General features: G+C 37.4%; 13 protein-coding genes. 10 read left to right on the top strand and 3 right to left on the bottom strand.

Features of this window, described 5'->3' with window-relative positions:
- Positions 1-58: 58 nt before the first annotated feature.
- Entirely contained in the window at positions 59-1,066 is a 1,008-nt protein-coding gene (locus tag JNG87_RS08985; protein ID WP_202843546.1) for a catalase, read from the bottom strand.
- Between the two features lie 296 nt (positions 1,067-1,362).
- Here JNG87_RS08985 and JNG87_RS08980 point away from each other — a divergent pair, with 296 nt between their 5' ends.
- The 5 genes from JNG87_RS08980 (at position 1,363) to JNG87_RS08960 (ending at position 5,261) form a co-directional block, all read left to right on the top strand.
- Positions 1,363-1,797, top strand: a complete 435-nt coding sequence (locus JNG87_RS08980) for an FKBP-type peptidyl-prolyl cis-trans isomerase (RefSeq protein ID WP_202843544.1) — start codon at positions 1,363-1,365, stop codon at positions 1,795-1,797.
- Between the two features lie 134 nt (positions 1,798-1,931).
- Positions 1,932-2,882, top strand: coding sequence for a hypothetical protein (locus JNG87_RS08975; RefSeq protein ID WP_202843542.1), 951 nt, complete (start codon positions 1,932-1,934; stop codon positions 2,880-2,882).
- A 65-nt stretch (positions 2,883-2,947) separates the two neighbouring features.
- Complete coding sequence (locus JNG87_RS08970; protein WP_202843540.1) at positions 2,948-3,358, top strand: Rrf2 family transcriptional regulator; 411 nt, start codon at positions 2,948-2,950, stop codon at positions 3,356-3,358.
- A gap of 59 nt (positions 3,359-3,417) precedes the next feature.
- The gene (locus JNG87_RS08965) at positions 3,418-4,071 is read left to right on the top strand and encodes an NAD(P)-dependent oxidoreductase (protein WP_202843538.1); all 654 of its coding nucleotides are present in this window, start codon (positions 3,418-3,420) and stop codon (positions 4,069-4,071) included.
- Between the two features lie 17 nt (positions 4,072-4,088).
- On the top strand, positions 4,089-5,261 hold the full coding sequence (locus JNG87_RS08960; protein ID WP_202843535.1) for an MBL fold metallo-hydrolase: 1,173 nt from the start codon (positions 4,089-4,091) through the stop codon (positions 5,259-5,261).
- A gap of 302 nt (positions 5,262-5,563) precedes the next feature.
- Here JNG87_RS08960 and JNG87_RS08955 read toward each other — a convergent pair whose 3' ends face one another.
- Complete coding sequence (locus JNG87_RS08955; RefSeq protein WP_202843533.1) at positions 5,564-6,589, bottom strand: M23 family metallopeptidase; 1,026 nt, start codon at positions 6,587-6,589, stop codon at positions 5,564-5,566.
- Between the two features lie 225 nt (positions 6,590-6,814).
- Here JNG87_RS08955 and JNG87_RS08950 point away from each other — a divergent pair, with 225 nt between their 5' ends.
- The 4 genes from JNG87_RS08950 (at position 6,815) to JNG87_RS08935 (ending at position 10,955) form a co-directional block, all read left to right on the top strand.
- Positions 6,815-7,855, top strand: coding sequence for an NAD(P)H-dependent glycerol-3-phosphate dehydrogenase (locus JNG87_RS08950; protein WP_110009564.1), 1,041 nt, complete (start codon positions 6,815-6,817; stop codon positions 7,853-7,855).
- Positions 7,856-8,111: 256 nt separating this feature from the next.
- On the top strand, positions 8,112-9,617 hold the full coding sequence (mqo, locus tag JNG87_RS08945) for a malate dehydrogenase (quinone) (protein WP_137904875.1): 1,506 nt from the start codon (positions 8,112-8,114) through the stop codon (positions 9,615-9,617).
- Positions 9,618-9,680: 63 nt separating this feature from the next.
- Positions 9,681-10,082: a hypothetical protein gene (locus JNG87_RS08940; RefSeq protein WP_114820683.1), complete on the top strand. Its 402-nt coding sequence runs from the start codon at positions 9,681-9,683 to the stop codon at positions 10,080-10,082.
- Positions 10,083-10,088: 6 nt separating this feature from the next.
- Positions 10,089-10,955, top strand: a complete 867-nt coding sequence (locus JNG87_RS08935) for an AadS family aminoglycoside 6-adenylyltransferase (RefSeq protein WP_202843531.1) — start codon at positions 10,089-10,091, stop codon at positions 10,953-10,955.
- Positions 10,956-10,957: 2 nt separating this feature from the next.
- Here the strand turns inward: JNG87_RS08935 and JNG87_RS08930 are convergent, their stop codons facing one another.
- Positions 10,958-12,538, bottom strand: coding sequence for a GMC family oxidoreductase N-terminal domain-containing protein (locus JNG87_RS08930; RefSeq protein ID WP_202843529.1), 1,581 nt, complete (start codon positions 12,536-12,538; stop codon positions 10,958-10,960).
- A gap of 130 nt (positions 12,539-12,668) precedes the next feature.
- Between JNG87_RS08930 and JNG87_RS08925 the strand changes: the two genes are divergently transcribed.
- Positions 12,669-13,286 carry a DUF1684 domain-containing protein gene (locus tag JNG87_RS08925; RefSeq protein WP_202843528.1) on the top strand — a complete coding sequence of 206 codons (618 nt, stop codon included), beginning with the start codon at positions 12,669-12,671 and terminating at the stop codon, positions 13,284-13,286.
- Position 13,287 lies beyond the last annotated feature (1 nt).

Here is a 13,287-nt window from a genome sequence, read left to right as displayed (position 1 = left end):
TGGATCAATCTTTTTCACATCACATGCAAAAATTCATCATTCATAACTCATCATTATTTTAACTGTTTTTCCCATGCAGTAACTTATTAATTTTCCTTCTGGTCTGCACAGAAACTTTATAAGCTTCATCACGCAGCTTTTGTATTTTTCCTATAGGCTGAAAAAATATTTTACTTTCAAAAGGATTGAATGAAAGCAATTCATTGGTACAGTCCCGCGCATCCAGCAAAGAATTTTTATTGATTCTGACCTCACCGATTTTAATAAAAGGAGAATTTCTCCACTCAACATTCAGTCTGTTGATCGGCTGATCTTTCAGGTCATAACAGATCTGCACTAAAACATCGGCTTTAAAATCATGGGTTTGCAGATAGTTTTTTAAAGAATCCTTGACCTTTTGTTTTTTTCCAATGTTCTTATCCACAGATTGAGGAGACAGTTTTATTTTGATGATATGATCTCCAAGCCGGTAAGCTCCTATAGAATGATAGTCGAAGGAAAGAATAAAATCATTTCTTTTACGAAGAAGTTGAATCATATTACGAACCATATCAGCTGTTAGCAGGGAAGGAGTCATTTTAATCATCTGAAGCAGCAGGGTAAACAAACTGCTCCATTTTTTGGTGTAAAATCTGTTGACCGCCGTAAACAGTTTCAAAAAATTTGAAACAGAATTTATAGGAAACAGGGGAAAATTCACCAATGGATAATTGGCAAGAAGCCCACCGTTTTCATTCTTGATCTGCACTGCAAAGCCGTAGGCAGGAATATCCTTTCTTGTATTCTTAATTTTCAGCTGAGCATTGGAAAACCGTATAGTAAGATCAAATTTTTCCTTATCAAAAAAAGGCTGCAGTGATTCCGGAATATCAGATTCTATCCTGAATGTACCTTTTGCTACCGCATACGTTTTGGCATGGGCATTTCTGGTAGCATAGTTGACATCGCTGATGGAAGAGGATTGTTCAACAAAATCTGCTATTGTTTTTTTATTGATTTCCAGAAGCTTTTTTTCCTCTTCATTCAGTTCATCAAACTTCTTATTATATTTTAGTGGATTTGGCATTTAGTTTTTAAAATCCAATTATAACGCCAAGTTTCGAAATCTGTGTTAAATAAGTATTACAAATATTTGAATTTTGTGGAAAAGCTCTTTGAAAATCAAAAATGTAAGACTATATGATTAATGAATATTGAAAAATAATCTTTTTAACTTGTTGATTATTAGTGTTTATTTATTTTTAATGAGAATGAATTAAAGTCACTTTGTTTGAGAGGAAAATTCTTCAGGCTTTTAAACTTCGCTTATCGTGCTCCCATCTTCCAAACCCAAAAAGCCTTATCTTTGTAAAAAATTATAATATGGGAGTAGCAGATATGTTATTTAAACGTAAAAAAGAATTAGCAGAAAAAAACCTGAAAGACGGTAAAGAATATATGGAAGAGTATGGTAAAAGAGAAAGCGTTGTGCAGTTACCAAGCGGCTTACAGTATGAAATCATTACAGAAGGCGACGGCCCGAAACCAGGACCCAAATCTACTGTAAAATGCCACTACCACGGAACTACTATTTCCGGGAAAGTATTCGACAGTTCTGTAAAAAGAGGTACACCTGCATCTTTCCCTTTGAACAGAGTGATTTCAGGATGGACGGAAGCACTTCAGTTAATGACTGTTGGCAGCAAATGGAGATTAATCATTCCTCCACACTTAGCGTATGGCGATCAGGAAATCAGCAAAGAAATCGGGCCTAACAGTACGCTTGTTTTTGAAGTTGAACTGCTGGATATTAAATAATCCTTCTTAAAAATAGATTAAAAATTTACCTGATTTCAGGTAAATTTTTTTATTTGTATTATATTCGTATAGGAGAATTGGGAAAATGGAGAAATTTATTTTGCAATATACCTGATAACACAAAAAATCACTGAATGAAAAAACTTTTTTACCTATTGATTGTTTTCGGGCTTCTTACTTCCTGTGTTTCCAGGAAGAATCAGGCTATTCAGCAGAATATTCTCACCCTGAAAGACAGCTACTGTAAAGCGCCGTTCAAATATAACTACAGCAACAAACTTCCGTCTTATAATTCAGATTCTATATTGGCAGCCAATAAAGAATTAAAAGAAGTATTTTCTGATCAGAGTATTCTTATCTTAAACGCACTGGATAATCTGGATGAAGTTCATCAGATTATTGATCTTAAAAAAGATTCATCCCTTGCTTCCCAGGTTAAAGTTTTACAGTTGAAGACAAAAATAAACAGCAAAATAACGATTGCTCTTACGGAACTGGATGCAGTAGCCGCAGAGTTCGACTGTGAAGGAGAAAGAGTAGCCCAGATTGGAAATTATGTGGATAACTTAAATTCATCAAGAAATAATAAGCTTATTTTATATTCAATTGTTGCAGGAGCAGCAGCTTCAATAGCAGGAGGAATTGTACATGATCAAGGCTGGAGTAATGCCATCGATATTGGCGGAGGGGTTCTGGGAGCAGGTTTTGGACTGGCAACCCTTAATCCAAAAGGGAAAAAGGTAGAGTTTATTCACCAGAGAAACCTTTTGAGAGATATCTGGAAAGAAAAATTAGAGTCTCCGAATTTTCCCCCTTTTATCTGGTATATGTACACAGAGAAAAAGTTTTCCAATAAAGAAGAGCATTCCATTATAGGGAATATGAAACAGAGGTGGCTGCATTACCAGTTTGATGATAGTAAGGAAGCGGCGGATAAATCTGTGATTTTCAGTGATGGCGGGTTTTACAGGGCTGATGATCTTCATAACCGCGCTGCTATGCTGAATCAGATGCAGTCGGCAACCCGTACCATTAATCAGAATATCAATTATCTGTTACTGGATCTGGATAAACTGATCCTTTAAGAAAAATTTAACTGTAATAAATTTTGTTACATTTAAAAAATGTGTATCTTTGCCCTGTAATTACAATGAACAATACAAGATTTGCTACGGCAGTACATATTATGACATTATTGGCGAAAAGTCCTCAGGAGTGGCTTACTTCTGACTGGATGGCCGGTAGTATCAATGTGAATCCGGTGATTATCCGAAAGGAGATCAGCGTATTGAGAGAAGCAGGCCTTATTATCAGCAGACAGGGAAAAGAGGGAGGAAGCCAGCTTGCAAAGAATGCTGAAACGATCACTATTTCCGAGATCTATAAAGCAGTAAAAAATACAGAAGTATTAGGTAAAAAAAATCAGAATCCCAATCCGGCATGCAGTGTTGGAAAAGAGATCAACAATCATTTAAATACATTATTTGAAGAAACAGATCAATTGGTGGTAAACTTTTTAGGAGACAAGTCATTACAGGAATTCACTGACCAGTTTGAATAAAAATTTTTTAACCTTAAATGTAACAAAATTTATTACAATTTAATTAAAAATAAAACATTATGAAAAAAGTAGCAGTAATCGGTGCAACAGGATTTGTAGGAGCACACGTAGTATCAGAATTAGCAGACAGAGGATATGCTGTAGAAGCATTGGTAAGAGATGCATCAAAAGTGAAAACACAGGAAAATGTAACTGCAAAAAGTGTTGATGTAAACAATGTAAACGAACTGGCTGAGACATTGAAAGGAAGCGATGCCGTAATCAGTACATTCAATGCAGGATGGACCAACCCTAACCTTTACAACGATTTTTTAAACGGTTCCGAGAACATTGAAAAAGCTGTAGAACAGTCGGGAGTAAAAAGACTGATTGTAGTAGGTGGAGCAGGAAGCCTTTACACACCGGATAACGTACAGATTGTAGATACTCCTGATTTCCCGGAAGCTTACAAACCAGGGGCAACAGCGGCAAGAGATTATTTAAACAAGATCAAAGAGAATAATACGTTGGATTGGACATTCTTCAGCCCTGCTATCGAAATGAATCAGGCTAATGTAGGAGAAAGAACAGGAAAATACAGGACTTCACTGGAAACTCCGGTATTTGATGAAAACGGAAGAAGCCGTCTTTCTGTAGAAGATGTAGCAGTAGTTCTGGTAGATGAATTGGAGCAGAACAACCATATCCGTGAACGTTTTACAGCAGCTTACTAATCAATAAAAGAACAGAAATGATACAAAAAAAATTATGGTCGTTATTAGCACTATTGGGATTTATCAGCATATTTGCAGGGAATCTCAAAGTGAAAGTTTATAATCCGGGAGCCAAAGCTATTTTTCCTATTACGTCTACCATTATTTATGGAGATAAAGATGCGATACTTGTAGATGCTCAGTTTCAGAAACAGTATGCAGAACAGCTGGTAAAAGAAATAAAAGCAACAGGAAAGAACCTGAAAACCGTTTTTATTTCTCACAGTGATCCGGATTTTTATTTTGGATTGGATGTGATTAGAAAAGCTTTTCCTAATGCTAAAATTATCTCAACGGCACAGACTGCTTATCTTATATCAGCTTCAAAAGATGATAAAATGGGAGTGTGGAAACCACAGTTGAAGGCAGATGCACCATCGGAAATTATAATTCCTGAAGCAGTTACTTCAATTCCTGATCTTGAAGGAAATAAAATTGAAATCAGACAAAACCCGGAAGATCCGGCACACAGTTTTCTGTGGATTCCTTCCATTAAAACCATTGCCGGCGGGATTTCAGTTTCTGTTGGCTCACATCTCTGGATGGCAGACACTCAGAATGTAAAAGCCATTGATCAATGGATAGGGCAGATTGATGCTATGAAAGGTTTGAAACCGGAAAAAGTTATTCCTTCTCATTTTGCAGAACTTTCCACATCACCACAATCTCTTGATTTTGTGAAAAACTATCTGGAAAATTATAAACAGGCAGTAACAGAGAACAAAACTACATCTGCAATTGTAGATTTTATGGTAAAAAAATACCCTGATCTGCCAGGAAAAGAAGAACTTGAAATGGGAGTAAAGGTTTATCTTAAAGAAATGGACTGGGATCTTAAATCACCCTATCCGGTAATCGGAAGTAAAGTGGAAGTGGACTTTGGAGAAGTTAAATTCATTCTTGATTTTAAAGATAACAAAACCATGACGTTTACAGGAACAGAAGGAAGTTCAAAAAACAGTACGGACACTGTAGAATATACTGCAGTAGAAGTAGCAAAAAATGTTTTTATGGTATACTGGCATGAGCCGCACCTTGGTTTCAATGTAACCCATATTCAGGATTATAATAAAAATATCGTGTATTCAAATATTGCAGGTCCGGACGGTACATTCACCCATCCGAAAGGAACGCTTAAAATCTTAAAGTAAAAAAACAGCTGCCAATGCAGCTGTTTTTTTATATCATAAGAATTAACAATGAAAATATCCTTAAGCTTCATTAAATCAGCTTGCTGATTCCAACTTTGCCTCCTTAGAATCAAAAGAAAGCAAATTAAAAACTTTGAATTAAAATATTCTCTCGCAGATTTTATAGATTTTGAAGATCTATGATCATGAGAATTATATTCGTGATTCGTTATATTCGTGCTCTTCGTGTTTAAAAAAGACCTCTAAATGAATACTTTAATTTTTAAAACCAAAAAACTGCCTCTCATAAGACAGTTTTCTTTTTATAGATTCATAAACAATTTCGGGTTAATCGGAGTATTGTTTTTGTGTACTTCATAATGCAGATGAGGTCCTGTAGAACGCCCTGAATTTCCGGATTTCGCAATGACCTGGCCTACTTTTACTTTATCATTCACCTTAGCAACAAGTTCAGATAAATGTCCGTATAGTGTGGCCAGTCCGTTTCCGTGAGAAACAATTACACAGTTTCCATAGCCTCCTTTTTGTCCGGAGAAAATGACTGTTCCGGCAGCGGCGGCTCTTACATCGGAACCATAGGCCACAGCAATATCCAGTCCTTTATGAAACTGCATCTGATCAGCTTCAGCAGGTGGATTGTTTTTTTCAGCAATGGTAGTTTTTGCAGCAATACCCGCAACGGTTTTCGTTGTAGAAGGAGCTGGAGCAGCAGCCACAGGACTTGCTTTCGGAGTAACCATCACCTTTACTTCTCTTTTATTTCCATAGCTGTCAGTAAGCTCTACAATTTTCTCAACGGGTTCGGCTTTTACTTCTGGTTTTGCAGCTGCAACGGCAGCTGGCTTTGTCTCAGTCGCTGCACCAGATTTTACCGAAGCAAAAACAGTTTTGAACGGGATAGGATTTTTTCTTATCCCGAAATTGGACGAAATATAGCCGTCAGTAGGCATTCCTAGAGGAACCTGCATCAGTTTTTTCTGAAGATCCATCAGATACTGGCTGTATCGGTTAGCCTGCTTGGAAAGATAAATAGAATTTGAAATACTGTCCTGGTTGAGCATCATCAGCTTTTCGTTGGTAATGTCTTTGGACTTCAGGAAAGAGTTGAGCTGGGCAACAGTCTGATCTACAAGAGTAAGATCAGTTTTCATTTTTAGATAATCTACACTGTCTTTTTCAGTGTTTATTTTTACAAGGTTCACTTCGTAGGTTTTGTCATCTCTTTCAGAAAAGAGCTTGGCAATGAAGACACCCTGTGCAAAAACTACTAGTAAAAGTCCTCCCAGGAGAATGTTTACGTTCTTCTTGCTGCTTAGAAATTTTTTCATATTTCTTCTCTTAGTCAATTTAAAACGGTTTTGAAGCTGCAAATTTAAATAAAAATAAGTTTTGTGAGTTATTTTTATTTAAAATTCAGTTTTTTCTGTATTTAACGGCTAATTAACTATTTAATTGTGTTGAAGTGTTAATTTTTTCAGAAAATGGCTTTTATCATAGTTTCAAAGCCCGCGTTACGTCTTTGTTTTAATATCTTTGCAGTTCACATTCCAATTATGGCTAAAAAGAAAATTATTTCAGAATCTTCGAATCCAAAAAAGAATAAAAAGGATATTTCTGTAGGAGTTGTAGGAAGCGGAAGTTTTGCAACCGCTATCGTAAAAATGCTTGTTGAAAACTGCAAAGTTGTACACTGGTGCGTAAGAAATGAATTTGTAAAAGGGGCTATTGAGCTTCGTGGGCATAACCCAACCTATCTTACGGCGGCACATTTTAATCTTAAAAGTTTAAAACTGACAACAGATATTAACGAACTGGTATCTGCCTGTGATGTTATTGTGCTGGCAACGCCGTCTATTTACCTGTCTGATACACTGGATAAAATGACGTGCGATTATTCAGACAAGATCTTTATCTCTGCAATTAAAGGAATTATTCCAAAAGTAAATGATGTGGTGGCGCATTATCTTCGTGATGAATTTAAAATTGGTTTCAGAAACCAGGCTGTTATTGCAGGACCTTGTCATGCCGAAGAGGTTGCCATGGAAAGACTTTCTTATCTTACGATTGCAGCAGTAGAAGATGAAACCGCTGAAAAACTTGAAGGAATATTCAGTTCAGATTTTATCAAAGTGCATACAAGCAAAGATATTTTAGGAAATGAGTACAGTGCGATCCTTAAGAACATTTTTGCCATAGGAGCAGGAATTGCCAGTGGATTAGGATATGGAGATAACTTTACGGCAGTATTTGTTTCCAACGCAATCCGTGAAATGGAAACTTTCCTGGAAGCGATTTATGAAGCACCAAGAGATGTGAACGAAAGTGCCTATCTGGGTGACCTTTTGGTAACGGCGTATTCACTTTTCTCAAGAAACAGAAACCTTGGAAACCTGATCGGAAAAGGATATACCGTGAAGTCTGCCATTCAGTCCATGAACATGGTAGCAGAAGGATATTACGCAGCAGATTCCATTTATAAGACAGCGAAACAGAAAAACCTTAAACTCCCGATTATTGATACGGTATATGCTATTTTGTATGAAGGTAAAAATGCTGAAAAGCAGTTTAAAAAACTGACCGCAAAATTGAATTAAAATGGAGCTGGAATAAAAGCCCGTTAAACATACATAGAAAAACTTAGGCAGTAAATGCTTAAGTTTTTTTATTGACTAATCCTGGCAGCGACCCGTACTGCTATTTTATATTATCAATCATTTCAATGGTACTTTATTGAAATTTTCCATGGTTTTTTGTTGTGTACTCAAGAAGTCCTCTGAGCAAAAAAATAACGGATTAAATCGTGCTGATTTTTAAAACTTTTCCCGAAATTTGAAGTAAAATTTTAAAATTATGTCACAATCGCTTACAAGCAGAACACCGAAACCTAAATACGACGTTGTACTGATAGGCGGCGGAATCATGAGCGCCACTTTAGCAACGCTGCTTCATGAATTTGATCCAAATCTTGAAATCGCTATCTTCGAAAGACTCGGAAGGTTTGCCAAAGAAAGTACAGCTGCATGGAACAACGCCGGAACAGGCCACTCCGCTTTTTGTGAGCTCAACTATACCCCTGAAAAACCGGACGGATCTATTGATATTACCAAAGCCGAAAGCATTGCAGAGCAGTTTGAAATTTCAAAACAATTCTGGTCTTATCTGATTACCAAAGGATATATCCGTGAACCTAAAGAATTTATCAATTCCTGTGCTCATATGAGTCTTGTATTCGGAGAAAAAGATGCTGAATACCTTAAAAAACGCCACGATAAAATGGCAGAATCTGTTCTTTTTTCAGGAATGGAATTTTCTACAGATCACGAAAAACTGAAAGAATGGATTCCTCTGGTGATGAGTAAAAGAAACCAGTCTGAAGTAATGGCTGCAACGAAGATGGATATGGGAACAGATGTAAACTTCGGAACATTGACGAGAAAAATGGGAAGACATCTTCTGGAAGATTCTAATGTTGAGGTTTTCTTATACCACGAGGTGAAAGATATCAGCCCTAGAGAAAACGGTACATGGGAAATGAAAGTGAAAGACAGAATCCATAGCCACAAACAGGAAGTGGTAGCAGATTTTGTATTTATCGGTGCGGGAGGATACGCGCTTCCGCTACTGGACAGCTCAGATATTAAAGAAAGTGAAGGATACGGAGGCTTCCCGGTTTCAGGGCAGTGGCTGGTAAGTCATAATCAGGAACTGGTGGAAAAGCACCATGCTAAAGTATATACTCAGGCTACGGTAGATGCTCCGCCAATGTCTGTTCCACACCTTGATCTTAGGATTATTGATGGAAAAAAAGCGCTTCTTTTCGGGCCTTTTGCAGGATTCTCAACCAAATTTCTAAGAGAAGGAAGTTATCTTGACCTTCCTGAAAGTGTAAATACGAAGAATTTAAGGTCACTTTTCGGGGCATGGTGGCATAATATTCCGCTTACAAAATATCTGATTCAGCAGGTTGCCATGACAAAGTCTCAGAGAATGCAGCATTTGAGAGAATTTATCAAAGATGCTAAAGAAGAAGACTGGGAACTGAAAGTAGCAGGACAGAGAGTTCAGATCATCAAAAAAGATGAAAAAGAAGGTGGTAAACTGGAATTCGGAACTGAGGTGGTCGTAAACAAGAGCGGAACGATTGCTTCTCTGTTGGGAGCTTCACCGGGTGCATCCACAGCAGTATATGCCATGCTGAATGTGCTGGAAAAATGCTTCCCTGAAAAACTGCATGGAGAATGGAAAGCAAAGCTGCTTGAAATGGTTCCTTCCTATGGTCAAAAACTGGCTGATAACCCTGAACTGACCCAGGAAGTAAGAAATTACACCAAAGAAAAATTAGAATTAGAATATTAACATCCATAATGAGCAATAAGTAATCTTATTATTTATTGCTCATTACTTATTACTTATAAAAAGGTGGAAGAAGTAATTGTAAAACCAGTCATTGCCAAGGAACTCCTTGAATCTCTTCAGGCGAAAACAGAAGAGGAGAGGCAGGTTATTGTACACTGTTGCTTTCCGGCATCTCCATTCTTAGGAAACCTGATCAGAATCTGGCATTCAACCTATCTTTTTGACAATCAGTCTGAGCATAGAAGCAAAATGATTCATGCGGAAAACATTTCAATTTCTCCATACTGGACACCGGTTCCCTTTATGAAGGACTTTTGGTTTACCCTGATCTTTTCCGGGCTGCCAAAAGACTGCAAAAGTTTTGATCTGAAAGAAGTTATTCCTGAGGAAGGAGGATTCTTTGTAGAATCAATTAAAAGAAACTCTTCTGATGTGTATCGCGTCAAAATATCAGAGTCTTATTAAGTAAGTATGAGCGCAAGGGAAGAAAAACTGAAACAGATTATTCAATGGGCTGAAAACAATCCTGATATCCGTGCTGTTCTCCTGACCAGTTCATTGGTAAACCCTTATGCTCCGGTAGATGATTTCAGTGATCTTGATGTGGAGCTTGTTTTTGGTAACAGATCATCCTATGAGTCGGAAAATAAATGGATCAGCCTTTTTGGTGATCCTATTTCCATGATTGAAGAAGATGATCGTGTTTTTGACGGAAAGCATGCTATGAAAATGGTCTTATATAAAGATCATGTAAAAGTGGATTTTAAGCTGTATCAGGTATCGGAATTTATTGAAGAAATCAATCAGGAAAACCTTCCCGAAGACTGGGATGTAGGATACAAGGTTTTAATAGATAAAGATAACCTGACCAATAGTATGAAACCGCCTACCTATCAGTCAATAATGATTCAGCAGCCGACAGAAAAAGAATTTCAGCAGCGGATGAATGACTTCTGGTGGGATACAACTTATGTTGCAAAATGCCTGAAACGCGGAGACATTTTTTACGCCAAATTTATGTCTGAAAATATCCTGCGTACAGATTATCTTGTCCCTTTGATTGAATGGTATATTGCCGAAAATCATGACTGGAATAATATCACAACCAATAAACACGGAAGACTCTTCAAAAAATATCTCTCATCTGATTTATGGAATAAAGTGGAAAAAACTTTCTCCGGCAGCGATATTGAAGAAAACTGGAATGCATTGTTTGCCTATGCAGATGTGGTTCATGAGCTGGGAACTTCACTGGCAGAAAAGCTTCATTGTATGTACCCTTCAAAGTTGGAGTATGATATCAGGAACTATCTTAATGAAGTAAGGAAGATGCCTTAATTTCAGGCAAATTCATTCTGTTTAATAAGATTTTCAATACAATATTCAGCAATCGCAGTAATCGTAACAAACGGATTAACACCAATGGTTCCCGGAATTAAAGAACCATCCAGCACAAACAGATTCTCGTGATCTTTTAGCTTTCCATATTCGTTGGTAGCTTCACCAAGAACACACCCTCCAAGCGGATGATAACAGATATCTGCCCCAAACCCATTATTAAAAAGTAAATGGCTTCTTGTACCGCCATTAGCCTTATTCATTTTACGGATAAAATATTGGGCATTTTCTCTCATTTTAGCGGTATTGCTTTCATCCCAGTTTAATGTCAGGGATTGGCTGGCTTTATGATAGGCAACTTCTCCCTTTTTATCAACCCTGTTGATGAGCAGATATAAAGAAGTAGCCACATCCATTCCCATGGGCAGAGGAGCAATTTCTGTGAAAAACGGATGTTCCGGATCATCCCAGTTATCAATTCCTCCTACCGGAATAGTGGATTGCTTAGCTCCGGTGCCGCCAGACAATGGCTTAACCCAGTTTCTTCCGGTCATGAAATTTCCATTGTTTCCCCAGTTTTTACCAATCTTTTCATGGATGGGAAATCCGTTCTCTGCATGAGACTGTAACAGAAGCTGCAAAGTACCCATTGTTCCTGCGGAAAGAATCAGCTTTTTGCAGTGGAAAACTTTGTCCGCAATCATAGCTCCGGAAGTATCCGTCTGCCGGACATTCAATGTATAGCTTTTGTCATCATTCAGTTGAATAGTCTGGACCCGATGGAGGTCAAGGATTTCTAAATTTCCTGTTTCCAGTGCTTTTTTGAGATAGGTTTTATCTAAACTGTTTTTTCCGTGGTTATTTCCATAAATCACTTCAGTATTGAGAGCAGAGCGGGGAACTTCATTTCTGAACTCTTTTTCCATATATTTAAAATCATACACATTGGGAACCCGAATGGTTTTAAAGCCAGCTTTGTGAGCTTCTGCTTCACCTATCCGGGTGAATTTATAGTAAGGACAGTCTTTCAGAAACTGTTCATCAATAACATTTACCCTGAGTTCTTCCCGTACCAGAGGAAAATAATGATTATAAAACTTTTCAGCATCAAGATCAGGGAAAACCTCTCTGAAATAGCTTTCTTTGGGAGTGACAGCCATTCCGCCATTCACCAGAGAACCTCCGCCAACCCCTCTTCCTACCCAGATTTTAATATGATCAAAATCCAGACGGTCCAGAGTTCCGGTAAAAGGAGTCAGAGAAAAAATATTCATAAAGGGAGCAATGCTTTTGTTTTTCAGCCATGCAGAGCTTTTCCCGGGTTTCAGCAAATTGGAAAACGGAATTCCTGCTTTTTCCCAGTTAAGACCCATCTCCAGCAGCACTACTTTTTTTCCGGCTTCACAAAGACGCAGAGCTGAAACCGCTCCGCCATATCCACTGCCAATAATAACAATGGGAACATCATTGTTTTCCACGATCTGATTGTTTCTTCGTTCCGCTGCATGAAATAATTCGGATTGAAGAAAATAAAATCCTGATATTGCCAGAACACTGGTCTTTATGAAGCTTTTTCTGTCCATGAGCTTTGTTTTTCAAAAAGTATGCTAGATTATCAGAGGTGAATTTTATTTAAAACAGATTATATTTTTTATTACAATTTTAACTTTTGTTGGAATGAAAATTCATAGCTTTACTTATAATTTTAAATTCATGAAAAAATATATCATACTCTTTTTACTGCTTCCTCTATGGGTTTTTTCTCAGAAAAAGATATCAAAGGAAGAGAAAGAGGTACAGAAGTTTCAGAAAGAACTCAATGCAGAATATCTTAACCCAAAGGAAACTCCATTAAGAGGTGATAATTTTAAAAATTTTAAAGGACATCCTTTCTTTCCTTTTGATGCTAAATACAGAGTTACTGCACAATTTGTAAAATCAGAAGATACAAAACCCTTTGAACTTCCTACGTCTTCAGGGAAAACAAAAACGTATCGGGAATATGGAAAAGCAACCTTTACATTGGATGGTAAGCCGTATACTGTAACGTTATACCAAAGCCTGGATCTTATCAAACAGGAAAAATACAAAGACTATCTTTTCCTTCCGTTCCGTGATGCAACCAATGAAAAAGAAACGTATGGAGGAGGAAAATATATGGATCTCAAGATTCCGAAAGGAAATACCATTGTGCTTGATTTTAATCAATCTTACCATCCGTTCTGTGCTTATAATGCTTATGATTACAACTGCCCGATTGTTCCGGAGGAAAATAAGCTTCCCGTGGAAATCCGTGCAGGGGTAATGTATGAAGATATTTACCATCACTAAT

The sequence above is a fragment of the Chryseobacterium cucumeris genome (assembly GCF_016775705.1).
Taxonomy (GTDB): Bacteria; Bacteroidota; Bacteroidia; order Flavobacteriales; family Weeksellaceae; genus Chryseobacterium; species Chryseobacterium cupriresistens.
Note: the sequence above shows the minus strand (reverse complement) of the source record. Positions and strands in the feature narration are given on the sequence as shown.

Excerpts from the sequence above, each read along its gene's own strand:
- JNG87_RS08980 (WP_202843544.1), top strand. The coding sequence starts at position 1,363 with ATGGGAGTAGCAGATATGTTATTTAAACGTAAAAAAGAATTAGCAGAA.
- JNG87_RS08985 (WP_202843546.1), bottom strand. The coding sequence starts at position 1,066 with ATGCCAAATCCACTAAAATATAATAAGAAGTTTGATGAACTGAATGAA.
- JNG87_RS08930 (WP_202843529.1), bottom strand. The coding sequence starts at position 12,538 with ATGGACAGAAAAAGCTTCATAAAGACCAGTGTTCTGGCAATATCAGGA.
- JNG87_RS08970 (WP_202843540.1), top strand. The coding sequence starts at position 2,948 with ATGAACAATACAAGATTTGCTACGGCAGTACATATTATGACATTATTG.
- JNG87_RS08950 (WP_110009564.1), top strand. The coding sequence starts at position 6,815 with ATGGCTAAAAAGAAAATTATTTCAGAATCTTCGAATCCAAAAAAGAAT.
- JNG87_RS08955 (WP_202843533.1), bottom strand. The coding sequence starts at position 6,589 with ATGAAAAAATTTCTAAGCAGCAAGAAGAACGTAAACATTCTCCTGGGA.
- JNG87_RS08965 (WP_202843538.1), top strand. The coding sequence starts at position 3,418 with ATGAAAAAAGTAGCAGTAATCGGTGCAACAGGATTTGTAGGAGCACAC.
- JNG87_RS08925 (WP_202843528.1), top strand. The coding sequence starts at position 12,669 with ATGAAAAAATATATCATACTCTTTTTACTGCTTCCTCTATGGGTTTTT.
- JNG87_RS08960 (WP_202843535.1), top strand. The coding sequence starts at position 4,089 with ATGATACAAAAAAAATTATGGTCGTTATTAGCACTATTGGGATTTATC.
- JNG87_RS08975 (WP_202843542.1), top strand. The coding sequence starts at position 1,932 with ATGAAAAAACTTTTTTACCTATTGATTGTTTTCGGGCTTCTTACTTCC.
- JNG87_RS08935 (WP_202843531.1), top strand. The coding sequence starts at position 10,089 with ATGAGCGCAAGGGAAGAAAAACTGAAACAGATTATTCAATGGGCTGAA.
- mqo (WP_137904875.1), top strand. The coding sequence starts at position 8,112 with ATGTCACAATCGCTTACAAGCAGAACACCGAAACCTAAATACGACGTT.